Below are 15902 nucleotides of genomic sequence, written 5' to 3'. Positions count from 1 at the left end.
GGGAGCTGGGGAAAATCATGCTATCTTCATTTGCTGTACCGGTGGAACCGGAAGACAAGGAAAAGGAGCTCTTGGCACTGGCTCGTCTTGTCACCTATGCGCGCGACTCCGCAAAGACCCTCAACGTCGAAGGCGTCCAATACTGCCTCGAGCTGGCGCTGGCATCGCTGCTCAAGGAAGCCGAGGACTGCGGCAGCCAGAGAGCGCATCTCACCAACGAACTGCTGACACGCCCGAGCCTCGGCCGCTGCTGAGCCCTCGCACGTATCTTGGAATGCCGTCATCCCGGGAACGGTCTGCCTCCGCGGATCGCCTGTTTCGCGGATGAGCGGCAGACCTGAACGATGCCGGAAGCCAATAACAGAATGGCCCCGTTTCGCCAGAAGCGAAGCGGGGTTGTCGCCGTTGTTCGACCCGACGTGTGCCCTCCCCTTGCTGCCGGCGCCAGCGGATTTCGACGCTGGTGTGATGATCGTCTTTGCACCTGGGCGACTGCCCGGAGAAAATCGGAAATCAGCCGGTCGGGACGGAAATTTCGCGCAAGCCAATTCCGTTCGAAAGCAAGCTTCGCGTTTTCGTTGAAATTTAGTCCATAATTTCCATAGACAATATTGAGTTAATAAGCCGCCTCCGGTTAGGCTGCTCCCATCATGTCCGAACCGGCGGCAGGGCCACTTTTACCGACTGCCCTCGGCGCCCGAACGACCAAGGGAGACCAGCTTGAGCCAGACACATCCAACCCTGCCCGTCCTTGACCTCGCACGCTTTGCGGCGGGCCATCCCGAGCGGGCCGCAGCGCTTGACGAACTGCGCAGCGTTGCCCGCTCGGTGGGCTTTTTCTATCTCGAGGGTCACGGTATTCCGCAGGAGGAGATCGATGGCATTCTGTCGCTTTCGCGTCGCTTCTTCGCACTGCCGGAGGATGACAAGCTGGCGATCGAGATGCGCAAGTCGCCGCACTTCCGCGGCTACAATCGCGCCGGCCTCGAATATACGCGCGGCACCCAGGACTGGCGCGAACAGGTCGACTTCGGCCCCGAACGCCAAAGCCTCGACATCGCGACCAGTGACGCGCCGTGGAAGCGGCTCGTCGGTCCGAACCAGTTTCCGGACGCCTTGCCGGAGCTGAAGCCGGCGATCCTTAGCTATATCGAAGCTGTGACCGGGCTCGGCATCCGGCTGATCGAGATTTTTTCCGAAGCGCTCGGCCAGAAACCCGATGTCTTCGGACCGATCTATCGTGACGGTCCCAACCAGCTGCTGAAGATCATCCGCTATCCCGGCCGCGACAAGACCGAGAGCGACCAGGGCGTGGGCGCCCACAAGGATGGCGGCTTCGTCACCATCCTGCTGCAGGACGTCGTCGGCGGCTTGCAGGTCGACGACGGCAAGGGCGGCTGGATCGACGCGCCGCCGAAGCGCGGCACCTTCGTCATCAATGTCGGCGAGCTGCTGGAGCTGGCGTCGAACGGCTATCTGCTTGCCAATATCCACCGGGTGGTCACGCCGCCGGCCGGCGGCGACCGGCTTTCCGTTGCCTTCTTCCTCGGCGCCAACCTCGCCTCGACCATCCCGGTGCTCGACCTGCCGCCCCAGCTTGCGGCCGAAGTCCGTGGCGTCACCCAGGACCCGCAAAACCCGCTCTTCCACGAAGTCGGCCGCAACGTGCTGAAATCCAGGCTGCGTTCGCACCCCGATGTCGCCGCCGCGCACCACGCCGACCTGCTGGAACAGCAGAAGGCGGCCGTGCCCGCCTAACTGAATCGGACAACGCCGATCAACCTGAGAGCCAAGGAGAATGGCATGACGATCCATCAAAAGCCGGACGAAGCTGCAGCCGAGATCAAGGCGCCGACCGGTCTGCGTGAAGCCGGCGGTCAGCTGCATCCCGAAACGCTGGCGCTTCACGGCGGCAGCTATCGCTTCGATCCGGCAAGCGGCGCCGTCGCCGTGCCGATCTACCAAACGACCTCCTACCAGCTGCCCGGCACCGACGGTGCCGACAAGCTCTTTGCGCTGGAGGCTCCCGGACATCTCTACACTCGCGTTTCCAACCCGACGCAAGACGCTTTCGAGCAGCGACTGGCGGAACTCGAAGGTGGAGCGGCCGCGCTCGCGCTCGGCTCCGGCCAGGCGGCGTCGGCCTTCGCGCTCCTGAACCTTGCGCGTGCCGGCGACAACGTCGTCAGCGCCGCCGGCCTTTATGGCGGCACCTGGGCACTGTTTGCCGCCACGCTGAAAAGTTTCGGCATCGAGGTTCGTTTCGTCGATGCGGCCGATCCCGAGGCGTTTGCCCGGGCGACGGACGACCGGACACGTGCCTATTATGCCGAGTCCCTGCCGAATCCGAAGCTGGAGGTCTTTCCGATCGCCGAGGTCGCCGAGATCGGCAAGCGCTTCGGCATTCCGCTGATCGTCGACAACACGGCGGCCCCGCTGACGATCCGTCCCTTCGATCACGGTGCGGCGGTGGTCGTTTACTCCACGACAAAGTACATCGGCGGCCACGGTACCTCGATCGGCGGCGCGATCATCGACAGCGGCCAGTTTCCCTGGCACGAGCATGAGGCGCGCCATCCGAACCTGCACGAGCCGGATCCGAGCTACCAGGGCAAGACCTGGCTCGAAAAGGCGGCAGCGATCGCTTTTCATCCCTATATCCTGCGCGCCCGCGCGGTCCTCCTGCGCGACCTCGGCGCCGCAATCAGCCCGCTGAACGTCTTCCAGTTCATCCAGGGTCTGGAAACGCTGCCGCTCCGGATCCGGCAGCACAACGAGAATGCCATCAAGGTGGCCGAGTTCCTCCGCACCCACCCGAAGGTGGCGCGGGTGATCTTCCCGAAGTTCCAGGACGGCGAGGCAAAGGCACGCGGCGGGAAGTATCTGCGGAACGGCCACTACGGCGCACTCGTCGGCTTCGAACTGAAGGATGGCCGCGAGGCGGGACGCCGTTTCATCGACGGACTGAAGCTGCTCTACCATGTCGCCAACATCGGCGACGCCCGCTCGCTTGCCATCCATCCGGCAACGACGACGCACTCGCAGCTGTCGGAAATCGACCAGCTCAAGACCGGAGTGACGCCCGGTTACGTCAGGCTTTCGATCGGCATCGAACATCCGGACGACATCATCGCGGATCTCAGGCAGGCGATCGACGCCGCCTGAGCGCACAGTTCTCGCAAATATGCCGCGGGCTCACCCATCAGGGGCGAGCCCGCGGAGCCGTTTCCGGTTCATGACAGGTCTGTAGGCCTTTGTTCCGTTTCATGCGAAAAGAGGCCCTCGTCGCGCGTCCAGTCGCCGCGGCGCATCGGGACAAAGACAGGGAGAAAAAGACAATGAGCAAGAACACCCAGGTCCTGCTTGCCGCCCGGCCATCCGGCAAACCGACGCCGAGCGATTTCCGGGTCGCCGAGACAGCAATCCCGGAGCCGGCGGAAGGCGAGGTTCTCCTGAAGATCCTCTACCTTTCGCTCGATCCCTATATGCGCGGCCGGATGAACGCCGGACGCTCCTACGCCAAGCCGGTGGAGATCGGCGCGGTCATGGAGGGCGGCACGGTCGCCCGCGTCGTCCGCTCGCGCCACCCGGATTTCAGCGATGGCGATTACGTGCTCTCCCACTCCGGCTGGCAAAGCTATGCGCTGTCGCGCGGTGCTGACCTGCGCAAGCTCGATCCGGATGCAGCGCCTCTATCGACCGCGCTCGGCATTCTCGGCATGCCCGGCTTCACCGCCTATGCCGGACTGCTGACGATCGGCAAGCCGAACCCGGGCGAAACAGTCGTCGTTGCGGCTGCAAGCGGCGCCGTCGGCTCGGCGGTCGGCCAGATCGCCCGCATCAAGGGCGCGCGTGCGGTCGGAATCGCCGGCGGTGCGGACAAATGCGCCTTCGTTCGCGACACGCTCGGCTTCGATGCGGTGATCGACCACCGCGCGCCGGACTTCGCCGAACAACTCGCAATCGCCTGCCCCAAGGGCATCGACGTCTATTTCGAGAATGTCGGCGGCCATGTCTGGGATGCGGTGTTCCCGCTGTTGAACGACTTCGCCCGCGTGCCCGTCTGCGGCCTGATCGCGCACTACAACCAGCCGGCCGGCGCGCAAGGCGGTGGTGACCGGCTGCCTGGCGTCATGCGCGAGGTGCTGAGCCGGAGCCTGCTCATCAGGGGGTTCATTCAGCGCGAATTCGCCGATCAGCGGCCCGCCTTCTATCAGGAGATGGCCGGCTGGATCAAAAGCGGTAAGGTCCGCTACAGGGAAGACGTCGTCGACGGCATCGAGAATGCGCCGGATGCATTCATCGGCCTGCTCGAAGGCCGCAACTTCGGCAAGCTGGTGATCCGGGTCGCCGCTGAAAGCTGACCATCAGCTCCGGCTGCTAGCGCGCGGCCGGATGCAAACCGGCCTTGGCGAGGCCGTCATCAAGGAGAGCGATCAGGTCCGGCGCATAGCCGCGGGCGGCCAGTTCCGTTTCCAACGGCTGCGTCGTGCGCGGTTCGCTCAGGCGCAATCCGTCCATGGCGCCGGTCGCTTCCCGCGTCAGGCCGAGCTGGCCCGCCGATGCCACGCGCAAAAGGTTGACGGTTGTGTCCGCCGGGTTGGCAAGCTCGCGGGCGCGCCTGAGCGCGTCGCTATAGCGGCCACTCCGATAGTCTTCCAGCGCCAGGGTCAGCGCGGCGTCGTGATGCAGATACTCGCTGCCGGCGTCCGCCGCGCGGGCCAGGTTCACCCCTTCCGAATAGGCACCGCTGACGAAAAGCAGCAGGCCGAGCCGCGCCGGAATGGCGTCATCGAGGGGATTGAGCGCCGCCGCGCGGCGACCGGAGATGAACGCCGCTTCCGCCTCGCCGGCCGCAAAGCGCGCCTGCATCTGGGCGACGTAGCTCTGGCTCGATTGCGGCGCCAGCGCAACGGCCTTGTCTGCCAGGTTCAGGGCACGCTCAGCCACCGCTGGCGCAGCACTCGCCTCGCCGGTCGCGACCAAAACCATCGCCAGGCTGGCCAAGACGTCGGCGTCGGCGGCCTGGTAGGCCACCGTTTTCTCGAGGCAGCCGCGGGCCAAAGCCAGCCCCTCCGCGTCTATCCGCGCCAGCGCGACATCCGCCTGAAGTACGCAACCGAAACCGATCGATGGCGTCACCAACTGCCGCGCAGCCTCCAGGCTGACAATGACGCCCTCATCGCCGACGAGAGAAAAGGCGAGACGAGAAAGCAGCGTCTCCTGAATCTCCCGCGCATCGCCGCTGCCGAGCGCCGCCTTCGAGCTGCCGGCCCTCAAGGCCTCGTTGCTCTGCACATCGATCACCTGCCAGGAGACCTCATGCCTGCGCTCATCGGCGCTGTAGGCGATGGATAGCCTGTATTCCTTGCTGCCCTCCAGCTTGACCGGCGGCGCGGACGGCACCCATCCGGTTATGGACGCCACGTCCACTCCTGCCGGCGAGGGCTGCGCGAGCGTGCGGACGGCGGAAAACTGGGAGAGCGCGTGGACGAGATAGTTCCCCGCCTTCTTCTGCACGTCGTCGTCGGCCCCTTGCCGCGTCGGCACGTCAACGACGATCGTCGGCTTCGCTGAGAAAACCGGTTGCCAGGGAAGGCGGTCGGCAACCGACATGTAGAAGGCGCCGGCCATGACAACCACGCCGGCTCCGAGCGCGGCGATACCAGCGAGAGGGTGCAATCTGCGCGAGGCGACGGGCGGCACAATCGCCGGTTCGGCCGGCTGTTCGCCTACCGGCTCCGCAGCCGGCGCAACGCTTTCGGGCAGACCCCTCAGGGACTCGCTGCCGATCACGAACTGCGGCACGTAATTGCCCTTCGGCAGCTCGATCCGAAGCTCCGCTCTTTCGCCGAGCGCCTCGTAGTACTGCGCCAGTGCGGCGCGCAGGCGCGAAGCTTCCACGCGCACGATCGGATCGGTCGCAGGATCGAAGGAGGCGGGTCGTCCGAAGACGTCTATGGCGATCGTGTAGGCTTTCACCTGGCCCGAACGGCCAGCGAAAAACTCGTCGACCAGGTATCGCAACAGCTTGCGATGACGCTCGGTCGCGTGAAACTGGCTGTCGGCAAGAATGCGCTCAAGGGCGGCTCGCGCCTCGCATTCTGCAACGGCACTGCAATTCATATGACCCGCATTTCTGCTGGCTTCCATGATGCGCTCCCAACTGCCACAACCCCAAAGAGAGTGCAACGCGAGGCGAACTCTAGACGAGAGCTCCCGTTGCGGGAAGAAGAATATCGCACCGTCACAAAATATTTTTGTCAAAAAATTGAATCATTTCATATCGGAACAGAAAGTACCGACAATTCCCATAGAATTCTTGTGGGGCTTTCGTCGAACCGACAAGCTCAAGAGAGGTGTTCATTAATCACAATGGACTAGTCTCACGTCCTCGTATCGGCGATACAGACAGAAATGACCTCTTCTTCGATCTCTCGACAGATCAATTCATACTCCGAGATGATCGAATGATCCAGAGGCGCGAGACGCCTCTGCCGGTCGAGCATCGAGCTCGCCTCCTCATAGGCTTCGCAGAGGCTTGCCAAGGACTGGTTCTTGGCGCTGAGCAATTGCAGCTGGCCGCGCAAGGCCGGCAGCTTGAGCATAAGCTTCAGAAGTCCCCTTTGAGAGGCTGCGCTGGGCATGGGTTACCATCCGTCTGAACGACAATCGATGCTCATGCTTTGACATTCCCCGGGGTGTCCTTGACGACCAGACACCGTTGCGGGCGGGGCACCGGCTCGCCGGTCGGTGCTTGGTAGCCAACCGACCCTCGCTCACCTCTCCCCCTTAGCGAAAAGTGGCACGAACATCGATTTTCGGAAGTACGTAACAGTAACATTGGCCCGGATCGGCCGGCAACTTCGGTATCCCCGTGCCGATTCGGATGGAATCCGCGATCACCGCCGGACAGGTGGCACGACTCCATGGATCCTGACAAATGCACCACGACAGGAATAGGCGGACAGCTTACCCCTCCGCTTGAGGTGCGACCCGCCAAGGTCCGCACGTGGCGCCTGACCATTGGCTTTCGGCTCGGTATCGACCGCTGGCACACGGCGGCGCCAGCGATTGAGCCCGCCTACTTTTCGAAGGCGTAGATCTTGCGCCAATCGTTTTTCATGTCGACCAGCAGCCAGTTCCTCTGCTCGGCCTCGGTCATCGCCTTGTCCAGCTTTCCGACGGGCGATTGCCGGTCATAGGCCCATTCGCGCTCTCCGTCCGTATGGTGCACGATCAGGCCGAAGCGCGGGCCTGGGCCTGCCGTGACCCAACGCAGCATTTCGTAGTCGCCATCGGAATTGCCCGCGGCGAAGATCGGCCGCCGGCCGATAAAGGTGTTGATCCCGACCGGCTTGCCGGCACCATCGTCGATGAAATCGACCTTGGGCTCGCGCATCAGCACCGGCGCGTCGCCATCCAGCTCATACTTCGTGGTGATGCTGCTGCCGACGACCTGTTCCGGCGGAATACCATACATCTGCTCGGTCATCGGCCGCATGAACTCAATGCCGCCACCGGAGACGATATAGGTCTTGAAGCCGTTCGCCCTGAGATAATCGAGCAGCTCGCGCATCGGCAGGAAGGTGATCTCGTTATAGGGGCGGTCGAAGCGCGGGTGCCTGGCGGTCGCAAACCAATCCTTGACCGTTTTCGTGAACGCATCCGTCGTCATGCCGGCATGGGTCGCCATCACGAGCTCGACGATGCCCTTCTCGCCGGCGGCGGCAACGCCGGCCATGTCACCCTTCAGCAGCGACGCAAATGGCTCCTTGTCCTTCCACTCGGGATGTTCCGGCGCCATCGCCTTGGCGCGGTCGATGGCAAACATGCCCTGGAAGTAGTTCGGCTGCTCGGTCCAGAGCGTGCCGTCATTGTCGAAGACTGCGATCCGCTCCGCCGGTGCCACGAAGTCGGCGCTGCCCTCGCTGGTGACCCGCGTGACGAAATCGACGATCTCGGCTTTCGCCTCGCCATCGTTCCAGGAGGGGAGGCTGTCGGCGGGCGCATCAGCCGCGACGAGGGCAGCAGGCGGCGCGAAGGCCGCGGCGAACAGAAGCAGCAGACCGGCCAACCCCGAGCGGCGCCGCGGCCTGCGGGCATTTTCGTCCGGCACGGAACCGGAACGCATCGCTGTTGCCATCATCATCCATCCTCCTGGCGGAACGATTTTCAAGTCCTCCGGCCGGATCAGGGCCGCCGAACGCAGCGGAACCCGATATGGGTCGTCGCCGCGTTTTCCTCATGCGCATGGCGCGCCGCCGGCCGGTAGCGGCGGCAATAGTTGGGCGCGCAGAGATGCGATCCGCCTTTCACGACGCGACGGGCGATATGGATCGTCGGCTGCCGCGGGTCGAAGCTCGCTTCCCGGTCGCCACCGCGCGGGTTGGCGGGAATGCAGCAGCTCTTTTGCGCCGGTGCCGGGTGACGGGTCGACCAGTAGTCGCTGGTCCACTCCCAGGTGTTGCCGATCATGTCGTAGAGGCCGTAGCCATTGGCGGGAAAGCTCGCGACCGGCGAGGTCCGCTCGAAACCGTCGGGCTTCAGGTTTTCGGTTGGGAACATGCCGTGCCAGGTGTTCGCCATGAAGCGTCCCTCGGGCACCAGTTCGTCTCCCCAGGCAAATTCCGCGCCTTCGAGCCCGCCTTTGGCGGCAAACTCCCATTCGGCTTCCGTCGGCAGGTCCTTTCCCGCCCATGCGGCATAGGCCTTGGCGTCGAGATAGGAGACCTGCACGACCGGATGGTCGAGCTTGCCGCGGATGTTGCTCTGCCGCCCGTAGGGCCGTCGCCAATCGGCGCCGAACTTGAAGTTCCACCATTGCGACGGACTGTTGCTGGTCACCCGCTTTGGCGGATCGAAGATCACCGAGCCCGCCCGCATCATTTCCGGCAAGGCACCGGGATAGTCTTTCGGGTCCGGCGCCTTCTCCGCCTCGGTCACGTAACCGGTCGCCTCGACGAAGGCGGCAAACTGCCGGTTGGTGACGGGCGTGACATCGATCCAGAAGCCGTCGACTTTCACCGGATGGGCAGGCGCTTCCTCCGGATAGTGCCTGTCCGAGCCCATGAGGAAGGTCCCGCCCTCGATCCAGACTTGCTCGCGGGCGCTGATCGCCGCCGGCGTTTCGTCGACGAGGGGTATTTTCGGGGACATTTGCATATGGCTCTCATCTCCCTGGGCACCGTCGGCAACCGAACATGCGAACGGCAGAAGGCAAGTTAGCGCCAAATGCTCGCTGGCCAAAGTACGTAACCGTTACGCAATCGCCCGAAGCCTTCGGGATCGCAAGCTGCGTGTCGTAGAGTGTGCCGCCATCGCCGCTCAGGCTTTCGTTACTGTTACGTGCTTTCCAATTGGCCTGATTTAACAATAAGCTCTGGCGAAAGTTCATGAAGACTGATGTTGCCGGCAGGCAAGGGAGCAGGGCCTCATGGGTGCACGCGACGATATCCAGCAACTCGGCAAGCGCATCGGCGAAGCGATCATCGGCCAGGAGGGCATGATCGAGCGCTTGCTGCTGGGGCTACTCAGCAACGGCCATCTGCTGGTCGAGGGCCTGCCCGGACTTGCGAAAACCCGGGCGATCAAGAGCATGGCCAAGAACCTCGACGCCGAGCTCTCCCGCATCCAATTCACGCCCGACCTCTTGCCCGCCGACATCACCGGCTCCGAAGTCTACTTTTCCGAGGGCGGCAAGGGCGCGTTCCAATTCCAGGAAGGGCCCATCTTCGCCAATCTCATTCTCGCCGACGAGGTGAACCGTGCGCCGGCCAAGGTGCAGTCGGCGCTGCTCGAGGCGATGGAGGAACGCCAGGTCACGATCGGCGGCAAGAGCCATGCGCTGCCCGACCTCTTCCTGGTCATGGCGACCCAGAACCCGATCGAGCAGGAAGGCACCTATCCGCTGCCGGAGGCCCAGCTCGACCGCTTCCTCATGCACATCCAGGTGGACTATCCGGACGCTGCCTCGGAAGCCGATATCATGCGGCTCGTGCGTTCGGAGGAAACCCACGCCAAGTCCAACAACCATGCGAGCGAGAAGCTTGCCCAGGACGCGGTCTTTGCGGCCCGCAAGGAAATCTCGGCGATCACCGTGTCCGAGGCGATCGAGAACTACATCGTCGCGCTGGTCATGGCGACCCGCTACCCGGACAAGGTCGACAAGGAGCTGGCCAAGTGGCTTCAGGTCGGCGTCAGCCCGCGCGGCGTCATTGGCCTCGACAAGGTGTCGCGGGCGCATGCCTGGATGAACGGCCGCGATTTCGTCACGCCAGACGACGTGCAGGCGACCGTGCACGACGTCTTTCGCCACCGGCTGGTGCTTTCCTACGAGGCGCATGCCGGCGGCACCACCGCCAACCAGGTGATCGACCGCATCGTCGAACTCGTCGCGGTCGCCTGAGGATGGAGGTTCGCCGATGGCCATATCCCTGCCGGCTCTCGCCCGTTCCCGCGGCATCATAAAGCCCCGCGCCACCGAAACGACCGGCGTCTACACGTCCGTGGACGCGCTGGTCGGCCTTGAGGCGATGGCCCGCGACCTGACGTTCCTGCGCAAGGCACCGGTACGCCGCCTGCTTGCCGGGCGCCATGAATCGCGCATGCGCGGCCGCGGGCTTTCCTTCGAGGAACTGCGCAACTACCTGCCCGGCGACGACATCCGCGCGATCGACTGGCGGGTGACGGCGCGGACCGGCAAGCCGGTCGTCCGCGTCTATGACGAAGAGAAGGACCGGCCGGCGCTCATCCTCGTCGACCAGCGCATCAACATGTTCTTCGGCAGCCGTCGCGCGATGAAGTCGGTCGCTGCGGCAGAAGTGGCAGCGCTTTCCGCCTGGCGCGTGCTCGCACTCGGCGATCGCGTCGGCGGCTTCGTCTTCGGCGACGAGGAGGTTACCGAGGTGCGCCCCTATCGCAGCCGCGAAGCGGTGATCCGCCTCGCCGATAGTATCGTTCGCCACAACACCGCGCTGCAGGCCGGTTCGCAGGCGCCGCATGGGGCCGAGCAGCTCGACGTCGTGCTGACGACCGTCGCCAACATCGCCCGGCACGATCACCTGATCATCGTCATCAGCGATTTCGACGGCTACAGCCTCGAAACACGCGACATGCTGCTGAAGCTCTCGGCCCACAACGACGTGATCTCCGTTCTGATCTACGATCCCTTCCTGCTCGAACTGCCGCGCAAGGGTGATATCGTCTTCAGCGGCGGGCTGCTTCAGGCCGAAGTGCAGTTCGGCCACGGCAATGTGCGTGAAGCGATCGACAGTTTTGCCCGTAAGCGCGGGCGGGCGCTGCGCGCCTGGCAGGAGGAACTCGGCCTGCCGATGCTGCCGATATCTGCGGCCGAAGAGGTGGCGCCGCAGCTGCGCACGATGCTCGGCCAGCTCGCCAGCCGGCAGCGGAGGCGATAATGGCGACGGCGGCACCTGCGAAAGACCCGCTGCTCGACGCCGCCCTTCGGGGGCTCGCGGATATCGCCTTGCCTCAGCCTGTCTCGATGATGCCGCAGACGCCGGCGTGGGCAGCGCTCGGCTGCTTCATATTGCTGCTGATTGCCCTTGCCTGCTGGCGCTGGTACCGGCGCTGGGAGGCCAACCGCTACCGCCGCGAAGCGCTCGCGGACCTCAGGAAGATCGAGGCAGGACTTGCGGCGGCGACGACCCGCGGCGAAGCGCTCGTCGCGCTGCCCGTCCTCTTGAAGCGGACCGCGCTATCGATCTGGCCGCGCGAATCCGTTGCCGGCCTCTACGGCACCGGCTGGACCGGGTTCCTCGACGCCCATTCCGGCGGCCCCGTCTTTCCGATCGCCTCGGCCCGTTTCTTCGAGGAGGCCGAATATCGCGGCAGCCAGGCGCTCGCCACGGTTCCGGAACCCGAAGCGCGGGCCTATGCCGCTGCGGCACGTCACTGGATCGAGGCGCACCATGTACGTGCTTGACTACGCCTGGGCGCTGATCCTTCTGCCGCTGCCGTTCCTCGTCTGGTGGCTGCTGCCGCCCTATCGCGAGCAGTCGGCCGCCGTCAGGGTGCCGTTCTTCAAGGACATCACCGCGGCCGCCAATCTCGGCCCGACCGAAGGCTCCGTCGTCCCGAGGACCAATCTCGGCCAGAAGGTGATCGCGCCTATCTGCTGGACGCTGATCGTGCTGGCGCTGGCACGGCCGCAATATGTCGAGCCGCCGATCGAGAAGACCGAGCCGCAGCGCGACCTGATGCTGGCGATCGATCTGTCGCAATCCATGGACACGCGCGACTTTCGCGATCCCTCCGGCAACCTTCAGACCCGCGCCGAAGCGGTGCAAAAGGTGGTCGCCGAGTTCATCGACCGGCGGCCGAACGACCGGCTCGGCCTGATCGCCTTCGGCGATGCGCCCTATCCGCTGGTGCCGTTTACGCTCGACCACAAGACCGTCAAGCTGATGCTGGCCGACAGCCTGCCGGGCATGGCCGGGCCCCGCACCGCCGTCGGGGACGCCATCGGGCTTGCGATCAAGATGTTCGATGCCAGCACCGCGCCGGACAAGGTGATGATCCTCTTGACCGACGGCAACGACACCGCCAGCAAGATGCCGCCCGACAAGGCCGCCGGCATCGCCGCCGAGCGAAAGGTGGTGATCCACGCGGTCGGCATCGGCGATCCCAATGCGGAAGGAGAGCAGAAGCTCGACACTGCAGCCCTCCAGCAGATCGCCGAGGCGACGAAGGGGCGCTACTTCTTCGGCCAGGATCAGGCTAGCCTGCAGAACATCTACCAATTGCTCGACCAGTTGACGCCGGCAAACCAGAAGACGCTCTCCTGGCGGCCGCGCATCGAGCTCTACTACTATCCACTGGGTGCGGCACTCCTGCTGGTGCTCGCCTATCACGCCGCCATGTGGCTCCTGTCCTCGCTCGGCGACCGTCGCCAGCGCCGGGAGGCAGCGCCATGATCGCGGATTTCCACTTTCTGAGGCCGCTCTGGCTGCTGGCGCTCACCGCCGTCCCGCTGCTGATCTATCTCGTCACCCGGCGTGGCGATGTCCGCTCGCAATGGCAGGACATGATCGCACCGCACCTGCTCGATCATCTGCTGATCGACAAGGGCGGAAAACGACGTTTCCAGCCGGTGCACATCACCGCGGCACTGATTGCCGTCGCGGCGATCGCGGCCGCCGGCCCGACCTGGCAGCGCGAGCGGCCGCCTTTCGTCGAAGACACGGCACCGCTGGCGATCGCCATAGACCTCAACCCGACGATGAACGCGACCGACATCTCGCCGACACGGCTCGAACGCGCCAAGCTGAAGGTCCAGGATATTCTCAACCTCAGGAAGGGCTCGCGCACCGCCCTGTTCGCCTATGCCGGCTCCGCCCACATGGTGCTGCCGCTCAGCGACGATGCCGCGCTGGTCAAGACCTATCTCGCCGCGCTTTCGCCTCAGATCATGCCCGTCGACGGCAAGGACACGGCCAAGGCTCTGCAGGAAGTCGAAAAGGCGCTCGCCAACGAAACGGTTCCCGGCACCATCCTCTTCATGACCGACGGCGTCGAACGTTCGGCCTTCGAGGCCTTCGGCCAGTATCAGGGGCGCAACGCGTTGATGGTGCTCGGCATCGGCACGGCCGAGGGCGGACCGGTCAAGACGGCGGACGGCGGCTTCCTGACCGACGCGACCGGTGCCCATGTCAGGGCGAAACTCGATATCGACGGCCTGAAGGCGCTGCAATCCGCATCCACGGCCGAGGTTGCGACCATAACGTCCGACGATGCTGACGTCAGCTGGATCATCCGGCGCATCCAGACGAACTTTGCTGCTAAGACCGCCGAGGGGCTGACGCGCTGGCACGATCTCGGCTGGCGGCTGACGATCCCGATTGCCGTCTTCGGCCTCTTCTGGTTCCGGCGCGGCTGGACCATACGCTGGGCCGTCTATCTGCTCGCCGCCACTCTGCTCATCGGCAACGAACGCGCGGAAGCGGCGGACAACCGCTTTCTCGACCTCTGGCTGACGCCGGACCAGCAAGGCCGCCGCGCCTTCGAACAGGGCGATTTTCAGGGCGCGTCCGAAGAATTCGCGGAACCCGACTGGCGTGGCGCAGCGCTCTACCGCGCCGGTCGTTTCCAGGATGCGATCGACGCCTTTGCCGAGAGCGATACGGCCGAAAGCTACTACAATCAGGGCAATGCCCTCCTGCACCTCGACAAGGCCGAGGAAGCGATCGCCGCCTATGAACAGGCGTTGAAGCGCCGTCCCGACTGGCCCGACGCCAAGAAGAACCTCGAGATCGCCAGGAAGCGCAAGGCCGACAAGGACAAGCAGGAGCAGGACGCACAGCAGGAACAGGCGGGCATCGACCCGGACCAGGTCCAGTTCGACGACAAGGGCAAGAAAGGGACGGAGGCCACCGTTCAGGGCGGACCGCAGACCGCCGACATGTGGATGCGCAACATCCAGGTGTCGCCCGCCGAATTGCTGGCGCGAAAGTTTGCGATCGAAGCAAAGGAGACGGCACCGTGACCGCCCTCTCCGCGCTGCCGCGCCTGCTCCTCTGGTTCCTCGGCCTGTCGCTCTCGCTTGCAGGTGTTGCCATCGCCGCCGATCCGTTTGCGCGCGCCACGCTTACGACCAAGGGCACGATCTACGCCGGCCAGCAAATAGAGGTCGACGTCGACGTCTTCGTGCCCAACTACTTCCTCTCGCCGCCGCAATTTCCCCTGTTCGATCTTCCCGGCACCGTGGTCACCATGCCCGACGATCGCGGCTTGAACCTCAACGAAACCGTCAACGGCGAGGCCTTCTCCGGGATCCGCAAGACCTACGTCATCACACCGCAGGCGCCCGGTGATTATGCCCTGCCTGCCGCGGTCATTCCGTTCGGCTATGCCGCCGTGCCCGGCCAGACGAGCCAGGGGCAGGTGACATTGCCATCACTCAAGTTCACGGTCGCGGCCGTTCCCGGTGGCGAAGTCGGAACGCCTGGCGTGACGGCCGGAGAGATCACCATTACCCAGACTTTCGACCGCGATCCCGCAGGCTTGCATGCGGGCGACGCCCTGGTGCGGACCGTCACCATCCGTGCCGCCGGCCTCGCGCCGATGATGATCCCCGAGCCGACCTTCGACACCCCGGCGAATGTGCAGCTCTACCGGCACGATCCGGTGCTTTCGGAGGAACGCACGTCACGCGGGGATATCACGGCGGGACTGCGCAAGGACGTGGCGACCTACGTCTTTGCAAAGCCCGGCACCTACTCGCTTCCGACAATCAGCCTGCCCTGGTTCAACCCGGCGAACGGGTCGATGCAGACAGCCGAAGCGGCGGGCGCGACTGTCAACGTCGGCGCGGCTCCGGCGGCCACGCCCGCACTCGCCCCACCGGCGCCGCCGACCACGGAGGAGCCTTTCGACTGGCTGTGGTGGCTCGGCATCGCAGCATCGGTCGTTGCGCTCGCAGCCCTTATCCAGCTGGCCGCCAATCTTTCCGGCCGGCTCGAAACCCGCCTGGAGACCGCATTCAAGCAAAGGGCGTTATCGGAGGCGACCGCCTTTCGCCATGTCCTCGACGCCTGTCGCGACCACGACGCGACTAGGCTGGAGGCCGCGCTCGACCGCTGGTCGCGCGGGACCGGCAACGCGCCGCTCTCGCGCTGGCTCGAAAAATTTGCCGATCCGGCGACGGCCAACGCGTTTGCCGACTACCGCCGGAGCCGCTATGGCAACGCCCATTCCCAAAAGGCCGGGCCCGATTACACGCGGTTGCGCGGTGGCCTGAAGGCGGCAAGGCAACGCTGGCTGACGGAATCCGCCGACGACGGCGGTGGCCCGGAATCCGACCTGCCCGATCTCAATCCCGGACTGGAGGCCGCGCCGCCGAGGCGCCTCAGAGGCGCCGGCTAGGCCTGATTCACCCGCCT

At 64.8% G+C, this 15902-nt stretch carries 14 protein-coding genes; 10 read left to right on the top strand and 4 right to left on the bottom strand.

Translation table 11 applies throughout. The features are described from left to right. The first annotated feature begins 17 nt into the window (after window positions 1-17). From XB14_RS22265 to XB14_RS22250, 4 genes are all read left to right on the top strand, one after another. The gene (locus XB14_RS22265) at window positions 18-254 is read left to right on the top strand and encodes a hypothetical protein (protein ID WP_034799160.1); all 237 of its coding nucleotides are present in this window, start codon (window positions 18-20) and stop codon (window positions 252-254) included. Window positions 255-720: 466 nt separating this feature from the next. After that, the gene (locus XB14_RS22260; RefSeq protein WP_077964163.1) at window positions 721-1758 is read left to right on the top strand and encodes an isopenicillin N synthase family dioxygenase; all 1038 of its coding nucleotides are present in this window, start codon (window positions 721-723) and stop codon (window positions 1756-1758) included. 45 nt (window positions 1759-1803) lie between these two features. Continuing rightward, window positions 1804-3165, top strand: coding sequence for an O-acetylhomoserine aminocarboxypropyltransferase/cysteine synthase family protein (locus XB14_RS22255; protein WP_077964161.1), 1362 nt, complete (start codon window positions 1804-1806; stop codon window positions 3163-3165). 173 nt (window positions 3166-3338) lie between these two features. Next, entirely contained in the window at window positions 3339-4364 is a 1026-nt protein-coding gene (locus XB14_RS22250) for an NADP-dependent oxidoreductase (protein WP_077964159.1), read from the top strand. 16 nt (window positions 4365-4380) lie between these two features. Here XB14_RS22250 and XB14_RS22245 read toward each other — a convergent pair whose 3' ends face one another. The 4 genes from XB14_RS22245 to XB14_RS22230 form a co-directional block, all read right to left on the bottom strand. Further along, window positions 4381-6153, bottom strand: coding sequence for a hypothetical protein (locus XB14_RS22245; RefSeq protein WP_077964157.1), 1773 nt, complete (start codon window positions 6151-6153; stop codon window positions 4381-4383). Between the two features lie 233 nt (window positions 6154-6386). Next, a complete protein-coding gene (locus XB14_RS22240) occupies window positions 6387-6647 on the bottom strand; it encodes a hypothetical protein (protein WP_143348495.1) in 261 nt (86 codons plus the stop codon). Between the two features lie 437 nt (window positions 6648-7084). Further along, complete coding sequence (locus XB14_RS22235; RefSeq protein WP_327327126.1) at window positions 7085-8149, bottom strand: HAD family hydrolase; 1065 nt, start codon at window positions 8147-8149, stop codon at window positions 7085-7087. A gap of 44 nt (window positions 8150-8193) precedes the next feature. Further along, entirely contained in the window at window positions 8194-9159 is a 966-nt protein-coding gene (locus XB14_RS22230) for a formylglycine-generating enzyme family protein (protein WP_077964762.1), read from the bottom strand. Between the two features lie 277 nt (window positions 9160-9436). Here XB14_RS22230 and XB14_RS22225 point away from each other — a divergent pair, with 277 nt between their 5' ends. Genes XB14_RS22225 through XB14_RS22200 form a run of 6 tightly spaced genes read left to right on the top strand, consistent with a single transcriptional unit; the run spans window position 9437 to window position 15885 of the window. After that, window positions 9437-10408, top strand: coding sequence for an AAA family ATPase (locus XB14_RS22225; RefSeq protein ID WP_077964155.1), 972 nt, complete (start codon window positions 9437-9439; stop codon window positions 10406-10408). Between the two features lie 16 nt (window positions 10409-10424). Next, a complete protein-coding gene (locus XB14_RS22220; protein ID WP_077964153.1) occupies window positions 10425-11420 on the top strand; it encodes a DUF58 domain-containing protein in 996 nt (331 codons plus the stop codon). Then, complete coding sequence (locus XB14_RS22215) at window positions 11420-11947, top strand: DUF4381 domain-containing protein (protein ID WP_077964151.1); 528 nt, start codon at window positions 11420-11422, stop codon at window positions 11945-11947. The genes XB14_RS22220 and XB14_RS22215 overlap by 1 nt, the downstream gene beginning before the upstream one ends. Then, window positions 11934-12938, top strand: coding sequence for a vWA domain-containing protein (locus XB14_RS22210; protein WP_077964149.1), 1005 nt, complete (start codon window positions 11934-11936; stop codon window positions 12936-12938). Before XB14_RS22215 ends, XB14_RS22210 begins: the two co-directional genes overlap by 14 nt. Then, window positions 12935-14506: a vWA domain-containing protein gene (locus XB14_RS22205; protein ID WP_077964147.1), complete on the top strand. Its 1572-nt coding sequence runs from the start codon at window positions 12935-12937 to the stop codon at window positions 14504-14506. Before XB14_RS22210 ends, XB14_RS22205 begins: the two co-directional genes overlap by 4 nt. After that, window positions 14503-15885: a BatD family protein gene (locus tag XB14_RS22200; RefSeq protein ID WP_179119640.1), complete on the top strand. Its 1383-nt coding sequence runs from the start codon at window positions 14503-14505 to the stop codon at window positions 15883-15885. Before XB14_RS22205 ends, XB14_RS22200 begins: the two co-directional genes overlap by 4 nt. Window positions 15886-15902 lie beyond the last annotated feature (17 nt).

The sequence above is a fragment of the Ensifer adhaerens genome (assembly GCF_002007205.1).
Lineage (GTDB): Bacteria > Pseudomonadota > Alphaproteobacteria > Rhizobiales > Rhizobiaceae > Ensifer > Ensifer adhaerens_D.
Note: the sequence above shows the minus strand (reverse complement) of the source record. Positions and strands in the feature narration are given on the sequence as shown.